The organism is Mesorhizobium sp. M7D.F.Ca.US.005.01.1.1, from assembly GCF_003952545.1.
Taxonomy (GTDB): Bacteria; Pseudomonadota; Alphaproteobacteria; order Rhizobiales; family Rhizobiaceae; genus Mesorhizobium; species Mesorhizobium loti.
On sequence record NZ_CP034453.1, the window covers coordinates 2,635,428 to 2,651,231 of the forward strand.

Sequence of the window (15,804 nt, forward strand, 5' to 3'; positions counted from 1 at the left end):
ACAATATGTTACCAAACTGTGGAAATTGGTTGATAGCGCTTTGGTTTGGGGCCGGGTGCGTTTTCCGTTGGAGGAAGAAATGCTGCGATATATGGCTTGGAAGGGCAGGTGCCGCTCAGCTTTACTCATTTCATCTGCGCTTATAACTGCAAATTGGGTGAGTTGTACTCAAGCAGAGGAGAGTATTAGGCCGCGGTTGACGGCAGCTCAGTGTCAACCACTTACCGATGCCAACTATGCGCGGTGTTGTATCGCGATAAATCGCAGGAGTATCCTTTCCTCGGACCAAATCGAGCAATGCCCACCTATCACCACCTCGCTCATTGCGACCACGCTTGCACGTTCCGGCGACAACAACGGTCCTGGCGGTGGAGATGATCCGAGCGGTGGCGGCGATCCCGGTGGCAAGGGCGGCGACAATGGCGGCAAGACCGGCGACGATGGCGGCAAGACCGGCGACGATGGCGGCAAGACCGGCGATAACGGCGGCAAGAGCGGCGACGACGGCGGCAAGAGCGGTGATAACGGTGGCAAGAGCGGTGATAACGGTGGCAGAGGTGGCGACTCCGGGCGCGGCTCCGGCAACTAGTTTTGAATCCGGCGACTAGGCTCGGATGTTGCTGAAGCCCCTGTAATATCCGCTTCGCGCCTGACTGATGCGATCCAATTTAGTAAGGCGCGTCGCGTTCCAACCGGTTCAAGTGACGCGCTCTGGGACCAGCGTTGGCGCTTGGCCGGACAACAGGCCAAGTCGAACGGGCCAAGTCGAATGCAGCACAATCGCGAAGAATTTTCCATCAGGCGAATGCATCGTGCCAATGTTCTACAGGCGAACTCCCTGAATCCGGGGAGGTTCATTAGCCATGCGCAGCCAGTGGCTGCATTTCTGTCGCTTCTAGGCAATGAGAGAAGACTTCTGATTCTGAGCCATTTGACAGAAGGTGAAGTCTCGGTTGGTGAACTGGCTGTGCGAGTCGGACTTAGCAAGAGCGCTCTATCTCAACATCTGAGTAAGCTGCGCAAATACAAACTGGTCTCCACCAGGCGTCACCGACAGACCATCTATTATTCTTGTGACCTTGGCATCATTCAGAAAATCACCCAGATAACCGACGGGGCCGCGGGTCTGGCAGCAGTCGCGCGGACCGAGAAGCGTCGCGGGCCCTCCGCCGCATAAGTTGGTCACGTCGATGCCGGAACCCGTACCAGTCGTGATGGCGAGCATTCGAGTAATCTCGCAGGAATCGATCGGGATCGACGGCCTATGACGTGGCCAGCGCGCGCACACAGCAGATAGGGCGCGCGTATTTTCCGTTCAACGTCAGTCAGCAGTGCCAACGTGGCTTCCCGGCACGACGCCTGGTGCGTGATCCAAACCGGCGGTTAGGCATGCAACGATGCGGGTGGTCTGCGATCTATTAGTCGATCGTGGTAGAGCTTTTGCCGAGGCACTGTTAGAGTTCCCGACATGACAGGGCGAGATCGGCGCGGCGCATCTGCCAGGAAGACTCTTCCAGCAACGCGGCGAAGGTTCAGGAGCGGGTGGTCGCCTGTGCTGGGGCAAAAGGGACTGGGGCTCGAACATGGCTGAACGGAACTACACCCGTCAGCTGGCGACAATCATGTCTATCGATGCCGTGGGATTCTCGCGGCTGATGGGTCTCGACGATGAATCGGCCGTCGCTGCGTTCGAGGAACGGCGCGACATCATCGCCGACAGCTGCAGCACCTTTGGCGGCCGCACCTTCGGCGATGCCGGCGACAGCATCATGGCCGAATTCGGCAATCCGATCGAGGCGCTGCGCGCGGCGTTCGATTTTCAGGGCCGCATTGTCGCGCTCAACTCATCGGTCGACGAAGCCATGCGCATGCCCTTTCGCGCCGGCATCAACACCGGTGACGTCATCGTCCGGGACGGCCGGCTCTATGGGGACGACGTCAACATCGCCGCCAGGATCCAGGAGTTCGCGCCGCACGATGGTCTCGCCGTCTCGGAAACGACCTGGCACCATGTGAAGGACAAGACGGCGGCCGAGTTCACCGATCTTGGCGAATTCATGCTGAAGAACATCGCCCTGCCGGTGCGCGTTCTGATCGCCGGGCGCATTGGCAGCGGGGCATCACCGGCGTCGTTGGTCTCGGCCACGCTTCCCGTCAATGGTCACCAGAAGCTGTCGTCCAAAGGTCCGCCCGCGATCGCCGTGCTGCCGTTCCAGGGCCATGGAGGCGAGCGCGACGTCGGTTACATTGCCGACGGCATAGCCGAAGACATCATCTACGGCCTTTCCAACAGCAGGTGGCTCTCGGTGATCGCCAAGAGCTCCAGTTTCCAGTTTCGCGATGACACTTTGGGAACGCGGGTAATAGGCAACGCTCTTGGTGCGCGCTACATCGTCAGCGGCACGCTGACGCGCAATGGCGGGCAGATCCGTCTGAGCACCTCGCTTGCCGACGTCTCAAATGGGCGATTGGTGTGGTCGCAGCGCTTCGACCGGGCCCTGGTCGACATCTTCAGTCTGCGCGACCAGATCGGCGCCGAGATCGTTTCGATCCTCGATAAGGAGGTCGACCGGGCCGAACAGGCGCGGACCTTCCAAGTGCCGTGGGAAAGTCTGGAAACATGGCAATTGGTGCGGCGCGGACGCTGGCATATGAACCGGCGCACTCGCGGCGACACAGAAATCGCACTGGAGTTCTTCGAAAAGGCCTACCGGGACGATCCGAACTCGAGCGCGGTGCTGAACGAACTGGCATGGTGGTATTTCTGGCGGGCCTGGCTGCGGTTCGGCGACAGCGACGATCTGGACAAGGTCCAGCAGTATGCGCGCAAGGCCTTGCTGATGGACAGCCTGGATGCCCGCCCGCACGCTCATCTCGGCGTTATCGACATCATGAGGGGACGGCCCGGATCGGCGGTCGATCATCTCGATGAAGCGCTTCATATCAATCCAAGCTTCGCCTTTGCGCGCTCGGCGATGGGCAGTGCGCGCCTGCTGCTCGGCGATGCCGCTGGTGCGATACCGTTCTTTGTCGATACGGAGCGACTGAGCCCCTTCGACCTTTATCGGTTCCACAATCTGGGGGAATTGGCCGCCGCTTACAGCTTCGTCGAGGATTGGCCATCCGCGATCTCCACTGCGGATCGCTCGCTCGATCTGTCGCCCGGCTATTTCTATTCCCGGTTCCTGAAGATCGGCGCCTTGACGAGAAGCGGGCGCATGCAGGAGGCCATGCGGGAGCTGGCCATATTCATGACCAGACATCCGGATTTTTCGGAGCAAAGGGTGCGCTGGATACCGTTCGCCGACAAGGCGGCAAACGAATTTCTCATCGCCAATTTCGAACTGGCCAAATGACATGCAGCGAGCGGTGCGTAATCGAGGTGGCGGAACACCGACAACTGTGAAAACATTCACATACGCGAGACGGCTGCAAACCTAGGCCTTGGGTAGCCGGCATCGCAATGACGTGGACAGCCGGGGGGCCAGACCGCGCATGATCAGGATAAAGTATTTCGATGCCATCCGGGCAGGACAGAAAAGCCAGCGTCCGCTGTCTGAAATGCCGCCATTTGACCTGGGACGCCTCCGCTCCAAGGGCGTCGCGTCGCGCATAGCTGGCTTTCTCTTCAATGATCCGCGCTGGGCGCTGGCACTGCTGCGCCGGTTCTGGCCCAATCTCGCCATAGGCAATTTCCTGCTCGTGACCAGGAACGCCGACGTTCGCGACATATTGGAGCGCGGGGATGAATTCGAGACGCCATACGGGCCGGAGATGACCGAACTGGCGCGCGGATCGAACTTCATTCTCGGCATGCAGGACGGCGCCGACTACCGGCGCATGAAATCGTCGGTGCTGAGCGCTTTCCCCCCGGCAGAAATCGAGGCCTTGGTCAGGCCGATCGCCGCGCAGCATTCACAAGACATCATGACACGCGCCAGCCCCGGCTTCGACGCGATCGCGGATCTTATGAAGATCGTTCCGGTGCGCATCTGCCGCGATTATTTCGGCCTCGAGATCGATGATGAATCCGAGTTTGCCGATTGGGCCATGGCGTTGAGCGCGCTGTTCTTTTCGGATCCAACGGCGAGCCCGGTCACGCGCCAGCTTGCGGTGGTGGCCGGCGACCGGCTGATCAAGATCATCGACCGCTCCATCGATGCGATCCGGGAGAAGGGGGCCAAGGATGAGCAGCCGCTGGCAAGGCTTGTCCGCCTGCTGGATCAGGATCGCCTGTCGCTGCCCGACATTCATTCGATCATGCTCGGCATGATCGCCGGCTTTGTTCCAACCAATGTGCTCGCTGGCAGCAACTGCCTCGACGTGATCCTGTCCCGCAGTGATGCGCGGCAGGCTATCGATGCAGCCTTGGCCAGCAACGACACCGGCGGACTGGACAAGGCCATTCTGGAAGCCATGCGCTTCAAGCCAATCTGGATTGGCCCCTGGCGCTACACCGTGCGCGACGCAACCATCGCCAGGGGCACGCGCCGCGAGCGTCTGGTGAAGGCCGGGACGGTGGTCATGCCGGCAACGCTGTCGGCGATGTTCGATCCTGAGGCGGTGCAGAGGCCCAACCACTTCGACACGTCGCGCCCGCATCGCGATTACCTAGTCTTCGGCTACGGCATTCATCAATGCATTGGCGCCGAAATCGCCAGGATCCAGATTGGCGAGAGTCTTCGCGCCCTGTTTCAGAAGGACAATGTCCGACGTGTGCGCGGCAAAGCCGGCAGGATGACGCATGTCGGCGCGTATCCGGACGGCCTTAAGGTCGATTTCGAGCGGCCCGCTCTTTGCCGCACGGTCACCCACTCTATGGTCACGGTGATATGCCCGATTACCCGGTCGGCGTCACTGGACGCCATCCGCGGCCAGGTCGCCGGATTTGGCAATCCTGCCAGCGACGAGATCCGTGCCGCGCTCAATACCGCCGGCACCATCCATTTCGCCAGCTTGGCTGTCGTCCCAACTGGCGAGGCGGGCAATGCCTCGGCTGATGGGGAAGGAGCGCTTGTTCTGGAGATATCTGGCGACGGCAGCACCGACGACGTCATCAACGCCATTACCCATGCCATCGGTCATAGGCTGCGGCCGATCTTCAAGGACGTGTGTGATCTTCGTGACGAAGACACGCTGGACAATTTCCTGCGCAAGCACAATGTCGAGATATCCCCGTCCTTCGGCAGCAACGCCGGATTGGTCTTTTCCGGCACGCCGGGCCATTCGGTGCAGCGCATCCTGGCCGAAGCCGAACTTGCTGATGCCGTTCGGCCTGTGGTCGAGCAGCCGGGCGCCGCCCATGGCGGGGCGGCCGCCATGCTTGACGAAGCCCGCCGGCATGTCCGATCCCTGGGAAAATTCGACTGGGCATTCGAGCCTGCCGAAAGCCTGCTCGAACGGCCGCCCGGAAAATGGTGGCAAGCCATAACGACCACGCTGCTGGCGCCGGCCGTGCTGGCCACTGTTGCTTTAATGGTGCTTGCCTATTGGCGGATGACCTACGTGCTGGTGTTCGGCGATCCGCCAGGTGTCACTTTCGGCAGCGTTGTCATAGCCGGCACGGCGCTTTTGCTGACTGTGCTTGGAATTCTGGCGCTGGCAGCCCTGATCCTCGGCCTGTGCTTTCTCGCCTTGCGGCGCCTCGAAGACATTGATCGCCCGCACAGCACGCCGGTCGACCTCGGCGCCCTCGACAAGATTCTGGCCCACGAGGACCAGCCTGGACAAGCCCAGAACCATCTGACGGCGATCTCGACAATGAAGGTTGGAACGTTGCGCAGGCTGGCGCTCAGGCTGTCGTTCTACCTGATCTCGATCTCGGCACAGAAGGTCTTCAAGCCAGGGTTCCTTGCCACCATCAACACCATCCACTTCGCCCGCTGGGTGCTGTTGCCCGGCACCAACAGGCTGATGTTCCTCTCCAACTATGGTGGTAGCTGGGAGAGCTATCTCGAGGATTTCATCGCCAAGGCCGCTGCCGGTCTGACCGGCGTATGGAGCAACACCGAAGGTTATCCGCGCACACGCTGGCTCTTCCTCGATGGCGCGCGCGACGGCGACCGTTTCAAGCGCTGGGCGCGGCGGCAGCAGGTGCCGACCTTGTTCTGGTATTCGGCTTACCCTGGTCTCAACACGACGCGCATCCGCGCCAATTCCAGAATCAGGCTTGGCATCGCCTCTGCAACGAGCAGTGAAGCCCGTGACTGGTTGAGCCTGTTCGGATCCCTGCCGCGCCCGCAAACAAGGAAGGCAGAGGCCGGCAGCCCCGCTGCGTCCACCCCGTTGCCTCTCGAACAATTAGAAACCGGCGAGATACAGTCCCTGTTCTTCGGCCCGTTCGGATCGCTGGGGCATGCCCATATGCTGGCGATCGCCGTGCCCGAGAACCTTTCCAGGGCCAGGCGCAAGGCCTGGCTGGAGTTCATCGTCGAGCAGACCAGCTTCGGCGACGGCGTGCCGTCGGCGCGGGCGATGACGGTTGCGTTCGGTCCCGATGGTCTTCGCCGTCTCGGACTGGATGGCGGCGTCGACGACAAGCCGCTGGACACATTCCCCGTCGCCTTTCGCCACGGCATGGGCAATCCCGAGCGCAGCCGCATTCTGGACGATGTCGGCGAAAGCGTGCCGGACAAGTGGCAGTGGGGTTCGCCGCAAAAGCCCGTTGACGTGGTGGTGGTTTGCTATGCCGAAAGTTCGGAGAAGCTGAAGACGGAGATCGGTACCGCAAAGAGAAAGATGACAGCCGCAGGCATGAACCTCGTTTCGGACCTGCCGCTGGCGGTAAAGCGCGACGGCAAACGCGCGGTCGAGCATTTTGGTTTCGTCGACGGTGTCTCGCAACCGATCGTCAGGGGAACCGCCCGCGCCAACATCGGTGCCGCACCCATGCATCTTGTCGCGCCCGGTGAGTTTTTGTTCGGCTATCGCGACGAGCACGGTTTCTATCCGGCGTCGCCCTCCGTCGAGGCGTCGCTCGACCGGACGGGCATCCTGTCGGCGGTGCGCCGCAACCGGCAGATACCCGGCCTGCCGCCGCCACCGCGCGACTTCGGCCGCAACGGCACCTTCCTCGTCATGCGCCAGTTCGAGCAGCACGTCGACACCTTCAACGACTATTGCAAGGCAGCGGCTATTCAGGCGGCCAGCGAAACCGACAACCCGGCGATTACCCCGCGCTGGGTCGCCGCCAAGATGCTTGGCCGCTGGCCCGACGGCACCTCGCTGGTGCGCAATCCGGACGGCCGCCCGGGTCGCAGTGCCGATAATGATTTTGCCTTCGGCATCGAAGATCCCCAAGGACACCGCTGCCCGCTGGGCGCCCATGTTCGGCGGTCGAATCCTCGCGATTCGCTGGGGGAGGACCGTGAAACGCAGATCAGGATCGGCAAGCGCCACCGGATCATCCGGGTGGGCCGCAGCTACGAGAAACAGGACAAGAAGGGCAAGGTCGAAAAGGGGCTGCTCTTCATGTGCCTCAACGCCGATATCGAGCGGCAGTACGAATTCATCCAGCAAACCTGGGTGTCGTCGACTTCATTCCAGGGGCTTGTTGCCGAAAAAGACCCGACGATTGGTTCGCGCGACAGTGCCGGCAGGTTCACCATTCCATCCTGGGAAAAGGTCACGGTGCTGAAAGGCATCCCTCAATTCGTTACCACTCGGGGAGGCGGATATTTCTTCATGCCGAGCCGGTCGGCACTACGCTTTCTGATTTCGCGACTCTGATTCGCCCCCGGCGCCTCCGCTGTCAGTCGTCGTCCTGCGATTCGGCGATATGGCGAAGTGCGCCGGCGTCGACTATGCGCAGGCCGCCGCGCTTGATGGCGATGATCTGCCGGTTGCGCCAGTCGTTTAGCGTCTTGTTGACAGATTCGCGCGTGGCGCCGAGGAACTCACCCAGTTCAGACTGCGAGATCGGTATCCAGCCTGCGCCGTCGGCCAGCACGCTGCCCAGAAAGACCAGTCGTTTTGCCAGCCTCGCTTCGATGCCGAAAAAGGCCTGATCCCCGAGTTCACCGCTGACCCAACGCAGCCGCGCGCACAAAAGTTCGATCATGGCGCGCGCCAGAGATGGGTTTTTCTCAATTCGATCAAACAGTTGTGTTCGGCTGAGCGAAACCAGCTCGCATGCAGTAAGACAAATCGCTGTGGCCGTTCGTGGGTGTCCGTCAAGTGCTCCGATCTCTCCGACCAAGCTGCGCGACAGCTCAATATTGGCCACCAGCTTCTGGCCGCCAGGCGAATAGATCGAGATCTCCACCGTGCCGCTCATCACACCATAGATGCGGTCGGCGGCATCTTCCTGGACGAACAAATGCTGGCCGGCGGCGTAGCGTTCGAGTTTGCAACCGGTGAAAAGGAGATCAAACTGTCGAGGATCGATCCGCGCCAGGCGCGGCAGATCATGTCTGGCATTCGCGCTGGCGGTTGGCATGACGGCTTTCCCGATGTTGTCGTGACAGGATGACTGTACGGCAACGGCGTGATCGATCAAAGCTAATGTGATTTTGAGCGCTGCCCGCTTGTCAAAAGAAAGGGGACCGGAAAAACCGATCCCCTCCACCCCAACGCCCAGCTTGAATCGCGACCGATCGGCTCAACCAACGGCTATGCGAGAAGACCCAACCGCGAATGATCTCTCCCTCGCCTTGTTTGTGGAAGGCCGTCTGCACGCATGGCTGGAGGTAGGCCTAAAGCGTGCAGACGGCAGCGGCGGAAATGATTGCGTGATCGAAATCCTTGCACTCGCAATGCTGCCGTACCAACCGAAAATCTCTGTTTGAAACGGCTCCGCCAAAATTCAAAATGATTCAGTATTGTTTGACCACAATTGACCACGCACGAGCATCCACAGCGTGATGGGCAAAACCCCAATTGGCGTCGACGACAGCGCCGGGGATGGTCTCGATAAAGACATACGCGTCGGCGGTCGCCATCGTCGGAACAGCGAAAGCCGCTGCGGCAAGAAGCGAGTCGAAGGCAAACAATATCCGCATCTGTTCGCTCCAGGTTAAAGACACATTTTCAAATTGGCGGCAGGCCGGTTGAAGGTGGCCGGTTCCGCCAGGTCACACATTTGCCAGGAAACCTCATCGCGGTCTGTGAAACAGGCTACAGAGGCTGCAGACAGATGGCGCGACCTCGAACGGCCATCTCAAGACGTGCCGGCCACACTAAGGGTTCAGAATCTGGCGGTTGACTTTGGCCGAGCGTCCAGCCGACAACCGCGCTAGGTGACCGTGCGTGACGTTGCAATCAGCAAAATGCTGCAGGCGGCAGGCTTCTTTATTGAGGTGCCAGTCCTTCGTATTGGACCGTGCTTCTGACAACAATTGGCATGCCTTGGCCAGGCGAACTCGAAGCGCGCGCTTTTGCCATAACCCCGATGCTCGCGTGATTTTCGATGCGGTGCCGCTGGCGCGGCGCTGGCACCACGCCCCAATTGGAGCGGCCGCATTGGCGCATGGTGCCGACTATCCAGACGTGGCACTGGCGAAGGATGTCGGCGATAGGTGCAGATCGAAGAGATTAAGCCGACCGTTAAGCTCTGGGCGGCCCAGCGGTTAGGGTCGTAGGGGGACGTTTTGCATCGGCGACCGCTGGGCCTGACCAGTCTAGCTAGAGGAGAGCTATGCTGGCTAGCTTGAAATATGCGCTCTCTCTAATGCAAGAGCCAGAGGCATCGGCATGAAGGGATACCCCAAAAAGGTGTACTCACAGCGACGTCGGGCCGCTTGGCAGCCATCTGGCCGCTGATGCGCGAGCGGCTAACCGCGTCCACACCACTATCTTCGCCAAAACGCCTCTGGCGGCCTCCACACCAGGTGAGGGCGTCGGGCGCTATGGGTGAGGCGCCGGGGCCCAAGCGTGCCCGAGTCGAGAGCGGCTTGGCCTTCGCTGCCAAGAGGCGAGATGGCCTCGAAGCAGAGCCCGCATCGTTGGATTCGAAGGCATGACTGGATCGGCCGTCCCGGGGGAGTGCCCATCGAGGTGCGAGACCTCGTAGCAAAGATATCAGCGAAACTGCTGAAGAGCTCTGCCAATACCCGATGGCCACCATCAAACCGATCCCCGCAACTTCGGCCGATATACCGTTCAACCGCGGCAGGCAGCTACGCATCGACCGTCGCCTCCGATCCGACCAGCTAGCAATATGTAACTCGTTTTCGCCGCGCGATGCGCGATGGCCGGCGCCTGTCAGGCGGGGGGCTGGTTGGGGAAAGGCGCCGGCCGGGCGGGTTGGGGGCCGCCGACTACCAACATATCTATTTAGTATCGCTGGGTTATGGCGTGATCGCGGAAGAGGTTCAGGCGGGATCCGGGTCTCGCGACATCTTAGAATCGATCATTCGCCGCCGTGAATCTGGCATGTGCGAACAGGAGAGACGGGTTACGCTCCAGCCGCACGATCGTGGGAGGCTTTATGTGGATCCTTTGGTTCTCTGCGAACGCCATGGCAAAAGATTTCAGCACAAAAGAGTAGGTGCGCTCCTCGTCGCGTTCGATGATGCGCACGAACCATTCGCCCTCGGCCTCAAACACCTCAACTCGGGTTGCCAAAGGCCCGCCGTAGCCGGTCAGATAACCGCGCATGTCGCGCTGTGGACGAGCCACGGCTTTCCTCCTGTGTGACAAAATATGCAACTATGCTAATGAAGATACGCTTCGTGTCGCATTAAACTATGAGGTAATTCACACGGATTTTCGACTAACCGCGCAACGCCTATGGGCTTAGGCACAATCGTGTGTGACGCGTCCGCGTTGCTGTCTGCAGCGCTTTCTAAATGAGGCGCGGGTCACGCCGGCAACCGTTTGCCCGCCGGCCAGCGATGCAAGGTCGAATTCGACACCAAATCGAACTGAAGCGTTCCGGCCGCAACCGAAGTCGGCCGCTGTCACGCGCATTCGGCCAGCGGGGAAGTTTCTGATTATTGTACAGAAAAGATAATAAAACCAATACAATAGATGCGCCCCCAAGCCTGTTCAGTCGCATATATGCGGCCTGGAGCCCAGTGCGAGGATAGGCCTTCGCGTCATCGTCGTCGCCTGAAAGCCACCAAGCATGCGGTCCTTCAGGATCGGCGCTCAGGGCAAAGGATGGGCAAGACTTACGATGTCTTCGACGCCCCGGTGGGTGCGCGCGAAGCGCTTGAGAACCAGCGGGTCGTGCCCTGGCACGATGTGAGCCGGGGAGCTGGCGAGTTGTTTCATACGCTCCACGCCGAAGATGACATCGCTCAGCCGATCGAAGACGGGAAACGGCTTCTGGCGTTCCATATTGGCGTAAAAATGAGCTGCGTCGGACGCGATCACGACCGCCCCGTTGTCGGTTTCCACCCGCACCACCTGCAATCCGCGCGAGTGGCCGCCAACCTTGTGGAGCGTGATGCCGGGCGCGATCTGCGACTCGGGGTCGTGGAAGCAAACCTTTCCGGCAAAGACGCGCCGCACCATGGTGGTGACGTCTTCGGCCTCGAAGGGATGGCGCATGGCATGGTGGCACATGCAGCGGCCGGTCGCGAACTCCATCTCCGCATCCTGCAGGTGAAAGGCCGCGTTCGGGAACAGGTGATGGTTCCCGCAATGGTCATAATGCATGTGGGAGATGATGACGTCGCTGACGTCGGCGTGGTTGATGCCGATTGCCGCCAGGCCGTCATCGACGGGCCTGACGACACTGCGTCCGCGTTTGTCGCCGGTCGGCTTGTCGAAACCGGTATCGACGATGAAGGTGCGTTTCTCGCCAACGATCGCCCAGACGAAGTAGTCGAGCGGCATCGCAACATCGTGAGTGTCGCCACCGAGGAAATTCTCACCCGAGCGGCGTTCGAAATGGCCGTAGCGAACGGCATGGATTTCATAACGTTCGGAATCACCCATGATCAGCTCGCTTTGGCGACATCTGTGGTCTGGGCTGAGCCGACCTCCACATGCGCCCATGTCTCAACCGTCTTGACCATACAGGTAAAATCGGAATCCGGCCCGTAGAGCTGGTTGGTCACGCTCAGCAACTGGCGCACGGCACTGCCCACCACCATGGGCACGCCCATCGCCTCCGCCTCATCCACGCACAGCCGTACATCCTTGAAGGACAGGCCTGTCGCGAAACCGAAATCGAAGGTGCGCGGCAGGACGGATTTTGGGAACTTATCCTCGGTGGCGCTGTTGCGGCCGCTCGAGGCGTTGATGACGTCGATCATCACCTTGGGATCGAGGCCCGCCTTGACGCCCATCACGACCGCTTCGGAGGAGATCGCAAGTGCTGCCGCCGCAAGCAGGTTGTTGGCAAGCTTCATGGTCTGGGCGGAGCCCTGAACCTCGCCCATGAAGAATATCCGGCCGAAATTCTCGATCACCGGCCTTGCCAGGTCGAAGGCAGACTTCGGCCCCGACACCATGACGGCGAGCGTGCCATTGCGCGCGCCCTTCAACCCTCCGCTGACGGGCGCATCGATCATGGCGATGCTCCTTGCTGAAAGACCTTCGGCAACCTTGGCGGCCATTCGCGGACCGGTCGTCGAGATGTCGACGAAGATGCGAACCGCCTTGCCCTCGGCGATGCCGCCGTCGCCGAGCACGACCTTTTCCAGGATCTGCGGGCTGGGCAGGCTGGCAAAGACGATCTCCGCAACATCGGCAACATCGCGCGCACCGGCGGCGGCTTTCGCGCCCGCGTCGGTCAACTCCGCAACGGCTTTGCTGTCGACGTCGTAGACAGTCACTTCGTAGCCGGCCTTGATGAGACGGGTCGCCATCGGCGTGCCCATTTTTCCGATGCCAACAAAGCCGATTTTCAGGGTCGACATGATCGCTCTCTCCTTCGTCGGGGCCAATTGCCCATGGTGCTTGGTCTCGATCTCCTGGATCGCATTCCGTCAGCTCGTTTCCACTGGGGGCATTTCGAGCGCCTGGCTTGTGCGCGGCACCAGAAGTTCCGCTATGTCCACGGCCTTCAACCTGTCGGCCACGCCGAGCGCATCGATCGCGGCGGTGTACATCACCTTGTCCTTCGGGCAGGCGACGACAAAATAGGCGACATCGCCCAGGCTTAGTGCTTCACGGATGCGGTTCTCGCTCGGCCGCTCGGTCACACCGTCGTCACCTTGCCAGATGCGGCCGCCGCCGGCGCCGCAGCAAAAGGAATTCTCGCGGCAGCGCGGCATGTCATGAAGCGTATATCCGGCGGCGCGGATCAGCTCGCGCGGCGCGTCGAAGCCGCCATTGTAGCGTCCAAGATAGCAGGGATCGTGATAGGTGACCCTGGCGCCGTCGGCGACGTGCAGGTCGAGTTTTCCCGCCGCGATGAGTTCCGCCAGCAGCGCCGTATAGTGCAGCACCTCGAACGCCGCGCCGAAATGCTGATAGTCGTTCTTCAGCGCATTCAGGCTATGCGGATCGGTGGTCATGATCCGGTTGAAGCTGCACGCCTTGATCTCATCGATGTTGGACTGAGCGAGCGTCTCGAACAGACCTTCTTCGCCGGCACGCCGCACATCATTGCCGCTGTTGCGCTCGGCATCGAAGAGAATGCCGAAGTCGACACCGGCCGCGGTCAGCAGTTCGGCAACCTTGCGCGTGATTTCCTGGACGCGCGGATCGTAGGATGCGTAGTCTCCGACGAACCACAGGACGTCGACGGGTTCCTCGCGCGCGTCCTTGACCGGAAAGCCGAGTTCCCTGGTCCAGCGGGCCCGCATCTTGGAAGGCTTGCCCATGGAATTGCCGAGACGGATCAGGTTCGATAGCGCCTCCTGCAGACCGGGGCTGACACGGCCTTCGTCGACCAGATGACGGCGCATGTCGATGATCTTGGGCAGATGCTCGATCTCGACCGGGCATGCTTCCATGCAGGCACGGCAGGTGGTGCAGGCCCACAGCGTCTCCTCGGAAATCACGCCGCCGACCAGCGGGGCCGCCGATGGTCCCGCGGCAAGCGCATCGCGCATGTCGGTGATCAGCAATTTCGGGCTGAGCGGCAGCCCGGCCGCATAGGCTGGACAGACCGCCTGGCAACGGCCGCATTCGGTGCAGGACAGAAGGTCGAGTTGCTGTTTCCAGTCGAACTGTCCCAGGCTGTCGATGCCTGGAGTTTTTCGCGCTGGCGGAACAGCGGGCGCCAGGCCGCGCGGTTCGAGGTTGCGGAAGTAGATGTTGGGCGCGGCCAGGAACATGTGCCGGTGCTTCGAACCGGGGATATAGACAAGAAATGCCAGAATGGCGCCGACGTGAACCCAGTAGAACAGCTCTTCGCCCATATGTGCCGGCATGCCGGCGCGATCGAGCAGCCCGGCGAGCAGGGAAGCGACAGGCCGCCACGAGCCGTCGGCGCCGCCCAGTATGCGCGCCGCCGCCTCGAAAAGCAGCGACGCCACGATCAGGACGATCAACACATAGATGATTGCCGCATCACTGCCGCTCGAGCCGTCGAAACGGGCAGGCCGCAGCACGTAGCGCTGATAGAGTGCAAGTCCGACGCCGACCAGCATCAGCACCGAAAAGATATCCTGCAGAGCGGCAATCCAGGTTTCGCCGCCGATGGGCGCAAGTGAGAACCCGCGAAACAGCCGCGAGCCGAAGGCATCGATCGTGGCGGTGAACAGCACGAAGAACGAAATGAAGATGATTGCGTGGAGCACGCCGGAAAGCGGCTTGCGGAGCATTTTCCGGTGCATGCCGATGGCGACCATCACGCCTTGGAGACGCAGCATCGAGCGATCGAAGCGGGCCGCTGCCGGTGCATTGGCAAGAGCAACCGCGTAACGGCGCGAGCGCCAGGCGGTCAACGCGAGTGCTGTGATGACCAGGATCCAGAGTGGAAGGGTCGATGCCATCTCAACGGCCAGAGCCGGCCCGCAGCCTGTCGCTCAAATTGGCGACGAGATCGAACAGGTCACAGGTCGCGCCGTAATGCGCGACATTGAAGATGGGGGCCTTCGGATCGGTGTTGACGGCAATGATGAGGTCGGCCTGCGACATGCCCTCGAGATGTTCGGGCGCACCGGACACGCCGAGCGCCAGGTAGAGTTTCGGCTTCACCTTCTGGCCGGATTTGCCGACCTGGCGCAGCTTGGGCAGCCAGCCATTGTCGACGACAGGACGGCTGCCGGCGATCTCCGCTCCCAGCATCGTCGCCAGATTGCGGGCAAGGTCGATGCTTGCCTCGTCGCCGATGCCGCGGCCCACGCATACGATCCTCTCGGCTGTCGTCAGATCGACGTCGGCATAATCCGGCACGTCGATGGCCACCATCTTCACCTTGCCGCTGGTCAGCGCGGGGTCGGCATCGATCGTCTGCACGCTCACGGCGGCGATCGCGCCTGGCGCTGCCTCCGCGAAGGCCCCCGGGTTGATCATCAGAATGGCGGGCAGCTGCATTTCGCATTCGGCCAGTATCTTGCCGCCATACATCTGCGCGACGATTGTCAGGCTTTCACCATGCCGCTTGATTTCATTGACATAGGAGACAAGTGGCCAGCCGGTTCGCGCCGCGATGTCGGCTGCCACATCCAGTCCGTTTGCCGAATAGGGAACCAGGACCAGGCCGGGGCTCTCGGCGGTGATGACATCGCGCAGAAGCAGCGCATAGGTCTCGGCGGGAATGACATCTGATTTTGTCGCGCGGGCCACGATCAGGCGATCGGCGGCACCGAAGGAAGCGGACGCGCCTTCCGCGTCACGACCGGCGAAAAAGGCGACGACCTCGTCGCCGGCCTGGGCGATCGAACGCGCCGCGGCGATCATTTCGAGGGAGAAGGCTTCGATCTTGCTGGAGTGGCCTTCGGTACAGGCAATCAATTTCAT

The 15,804-nt window shown here is 61.2% G+C and carries 11 protein-coding genes; 4 read left to right on the forward strand and 7 right to left on the reverse strand.

Translation table 11 applies throughout. The features are described from left to right. Positions 1-196: 196 nt before the first annotated feature. The 4 genes from EJ076_RS12745 to EJ076_RS12760 all read left to right on the forward strand — a co-directional run bounded on the left by EJ076_RS12745 (position 197) and on the right by EJ076_RS12760 (position 7,728). Complete coding sequence (locus EJ076_RS12745) at positions 197-589, forward strand: hypothetical protein (RefSeq protein ID WP_126068077.1); 393 nt, start codon at positions 197-199, stop codon at positions 587-589. Between the two features lie 216 nt (positions 590-805). Next, entirely contained in the window at positions 806-1,177 is a 372-nt protein-coding gene (locus EJ076_RS12750) for a metalloregulator ArsR/SmtB family transcription factor (protein ID WP_109661470.1), read from the forward strand. Positions 1,178-1,583: 406 nt separating this feature from the next. After that, a complete protein-coding gene (locus tag EJ076_RS12755; protein WP_126068078.1) occupies positions 1,584-3,356 on the forward strand; it encodes an adenylate/guanylate cyclase domain-containing protein in 1,773 nt (590 codons plus the stop codon). A 139-nt stretch (positions 3,357-3,495) separates the two neighbouring features. Then, on the forward strand, positions 3,496-7,728 hold the full coding sequence (locus tag EJ076_RS12760; RefSeq protein ID WP_126068079.1) for a cytochrome P450: 4,233 nt from the start codon (positions 3,496-3,498) through the stop codon (positions 7,726-7,728). 22 nt (positions 7,729-7,750) lie between these two features. Here EJ076_RS12760 and EJ076_RS12765 read toward each other — a convergent pair whose 3' ends face one another. The 7 genes from EJ076_RS12765 to EJ076_RS12790 form a co-directional block, all read right to left on the reverse strand. Next, positions 7,751-8,437 carry a Crp/Fnr family transcriptional regulator gene (locus tag EJ076_RS12765; RefSeq protein WP_109661476.1) on the reverse strand — a complete coding sequence of 229 codons (687 nt, stop codon included), beginning with the start codon at positions 8,435-8,437 and terminating at the stop codon, positions 7,751-7,753. Positions 8,438-8,813: 376 nt separating this feature from the next. Beyond that, the gene (locus EJ076_RS35195; protein ID WP_109661478.1) at positions 8,814-8,999 is read right to left on the reverse strand and encodes a hypothetical protein; all 186 of its coding nucleotides are present in this window, start codon (positions 8,997-8,999) and stop codon (positions 8,814-8,816) included. Positions 9,000-10,338: 1,339 nt separating this feature from the next. Further along, on the reverse strand, positions 10,339-10,617 hold the full coding sequence (locus EJ076_RS12770) for a hypothetical protein (protein WP_109661480.1): 279 nt from the start codon (positions 10,615-10,617) through the stop codon (positions 10,339-10,341). A gap of 471 nt (positions 10,618-11,088) precedes the next feature. Further along, a complete protein-coding gene (locus EJ076_RS12775; protein WP_245463036.1) occupies positions 11,089-11,781 on the reverse strand; it encodes an N-acyl homoserine lactonase family protein in 693 nt (230 codons plus the stop codon). A gap of 104 nt (positions 11,782-11,885) precedes the next feature. After that, positions 11,886-12,809, reverse strand: a complete 924-nt coding sequence (locus EJ076_RS12780) for an NAD(P)-dependent oxidoreductase (RefSeq protein WP_126068080.1) — start codon at positions 12,807-12,809, stop codon at positions 11,886-11,888. A gap of 69 nt (positions 12,810-12,878) precedes the next feature. After that, positions 12,879-14,834 carry a (Fe-S)-binding protein gene (locus EJ076_RS12785; protein WP_126068081.1) on the reverse strand — a complete coding sequence of 652 codons (1,956 nt, stop codon included), beginning with the start codon at positions 14,832-14,834 and terminating at the stop codon, positions 12,879-12,881. A 1-nt stretch (position 14,835) separates the two neighbouring features. Continuing rightward, positions 14,836-15,804 (reverse strand): electron transfer flavoprotein subunit alpha/FixB family protein, encoded by a 969-nt coding sequence (locus EJ076_RS12790; protein WP_126068082.1) that lies wholly within the window; start codon positions 15,802-15,804, stop codon positions 14,836-14,838.

Bases quoted from the DNA above. Each gene is read 5' to 3' on its own strand.
- EJ076_RS12750 (WP_109661470.1), top strand. From the start codon at position 806: ATGCATCGTGCCAATGTTCTACAGGCGAACTCCCTGAATCCGGGGAGG.
- EJ076_RS12760 (WP_126068079.1), top strand. From the start codon at position 3,496: ATGATCAGGATAAAGTATTTCGATGCCATCCGGGCAGGACAGAAAAGC.
- EJ076_RS12785 (WP_126068081.1), bottom strand. From the start codon at position 14,834: ATGGCATCGACCCTTCCACTCTGGATCCTGGTCATCACAGCACTCGCG.
- EJ076_RS12790 (WP_126068082.1), bottom strand. From the start codon at position 15,804: ATGAAATTGATTGCCTGTACCGAAGGCCACTCCAGCAAGATCGAAGCC.
- EJ076_RS12780 (WP_126068080.1), bottom strand. From the start codon at position 12,809: ATGTCGACCCTGAAAATCGGCTTTGTTGGCATCGGAAAAATGGGCACG.
- EJ076_RS35195 (WP_109661478.1), bottom strand. From the start codon at position 8,999: ATGCGGATATTGTTTGCCTTCGACTCGCTTCTTGCCGCAGCGGCTTTC.
- EJ076_RS12755 (WP_126068078.1), top strand. From the start codon at position 1,584: ATGGCTGAACGGAACTACACCCGTCAGCTGGCGACAATCATGTCTATC.
- EJ076_RS12765 (WP_109661476.1), bottom strand. From the start codon at position 8,437: ATGCCAACCGCCAGCGCGAATGCCAGACATGATCTGCCGCGCCTGGCG.
- EJ076_RS12775 (WP_245463036.1), bottom strand. From the start codon at position 11,781: ATGCCGCTCGACTACTTCGTCTGGGCGATCGTTGGCGAGAAACGCACC.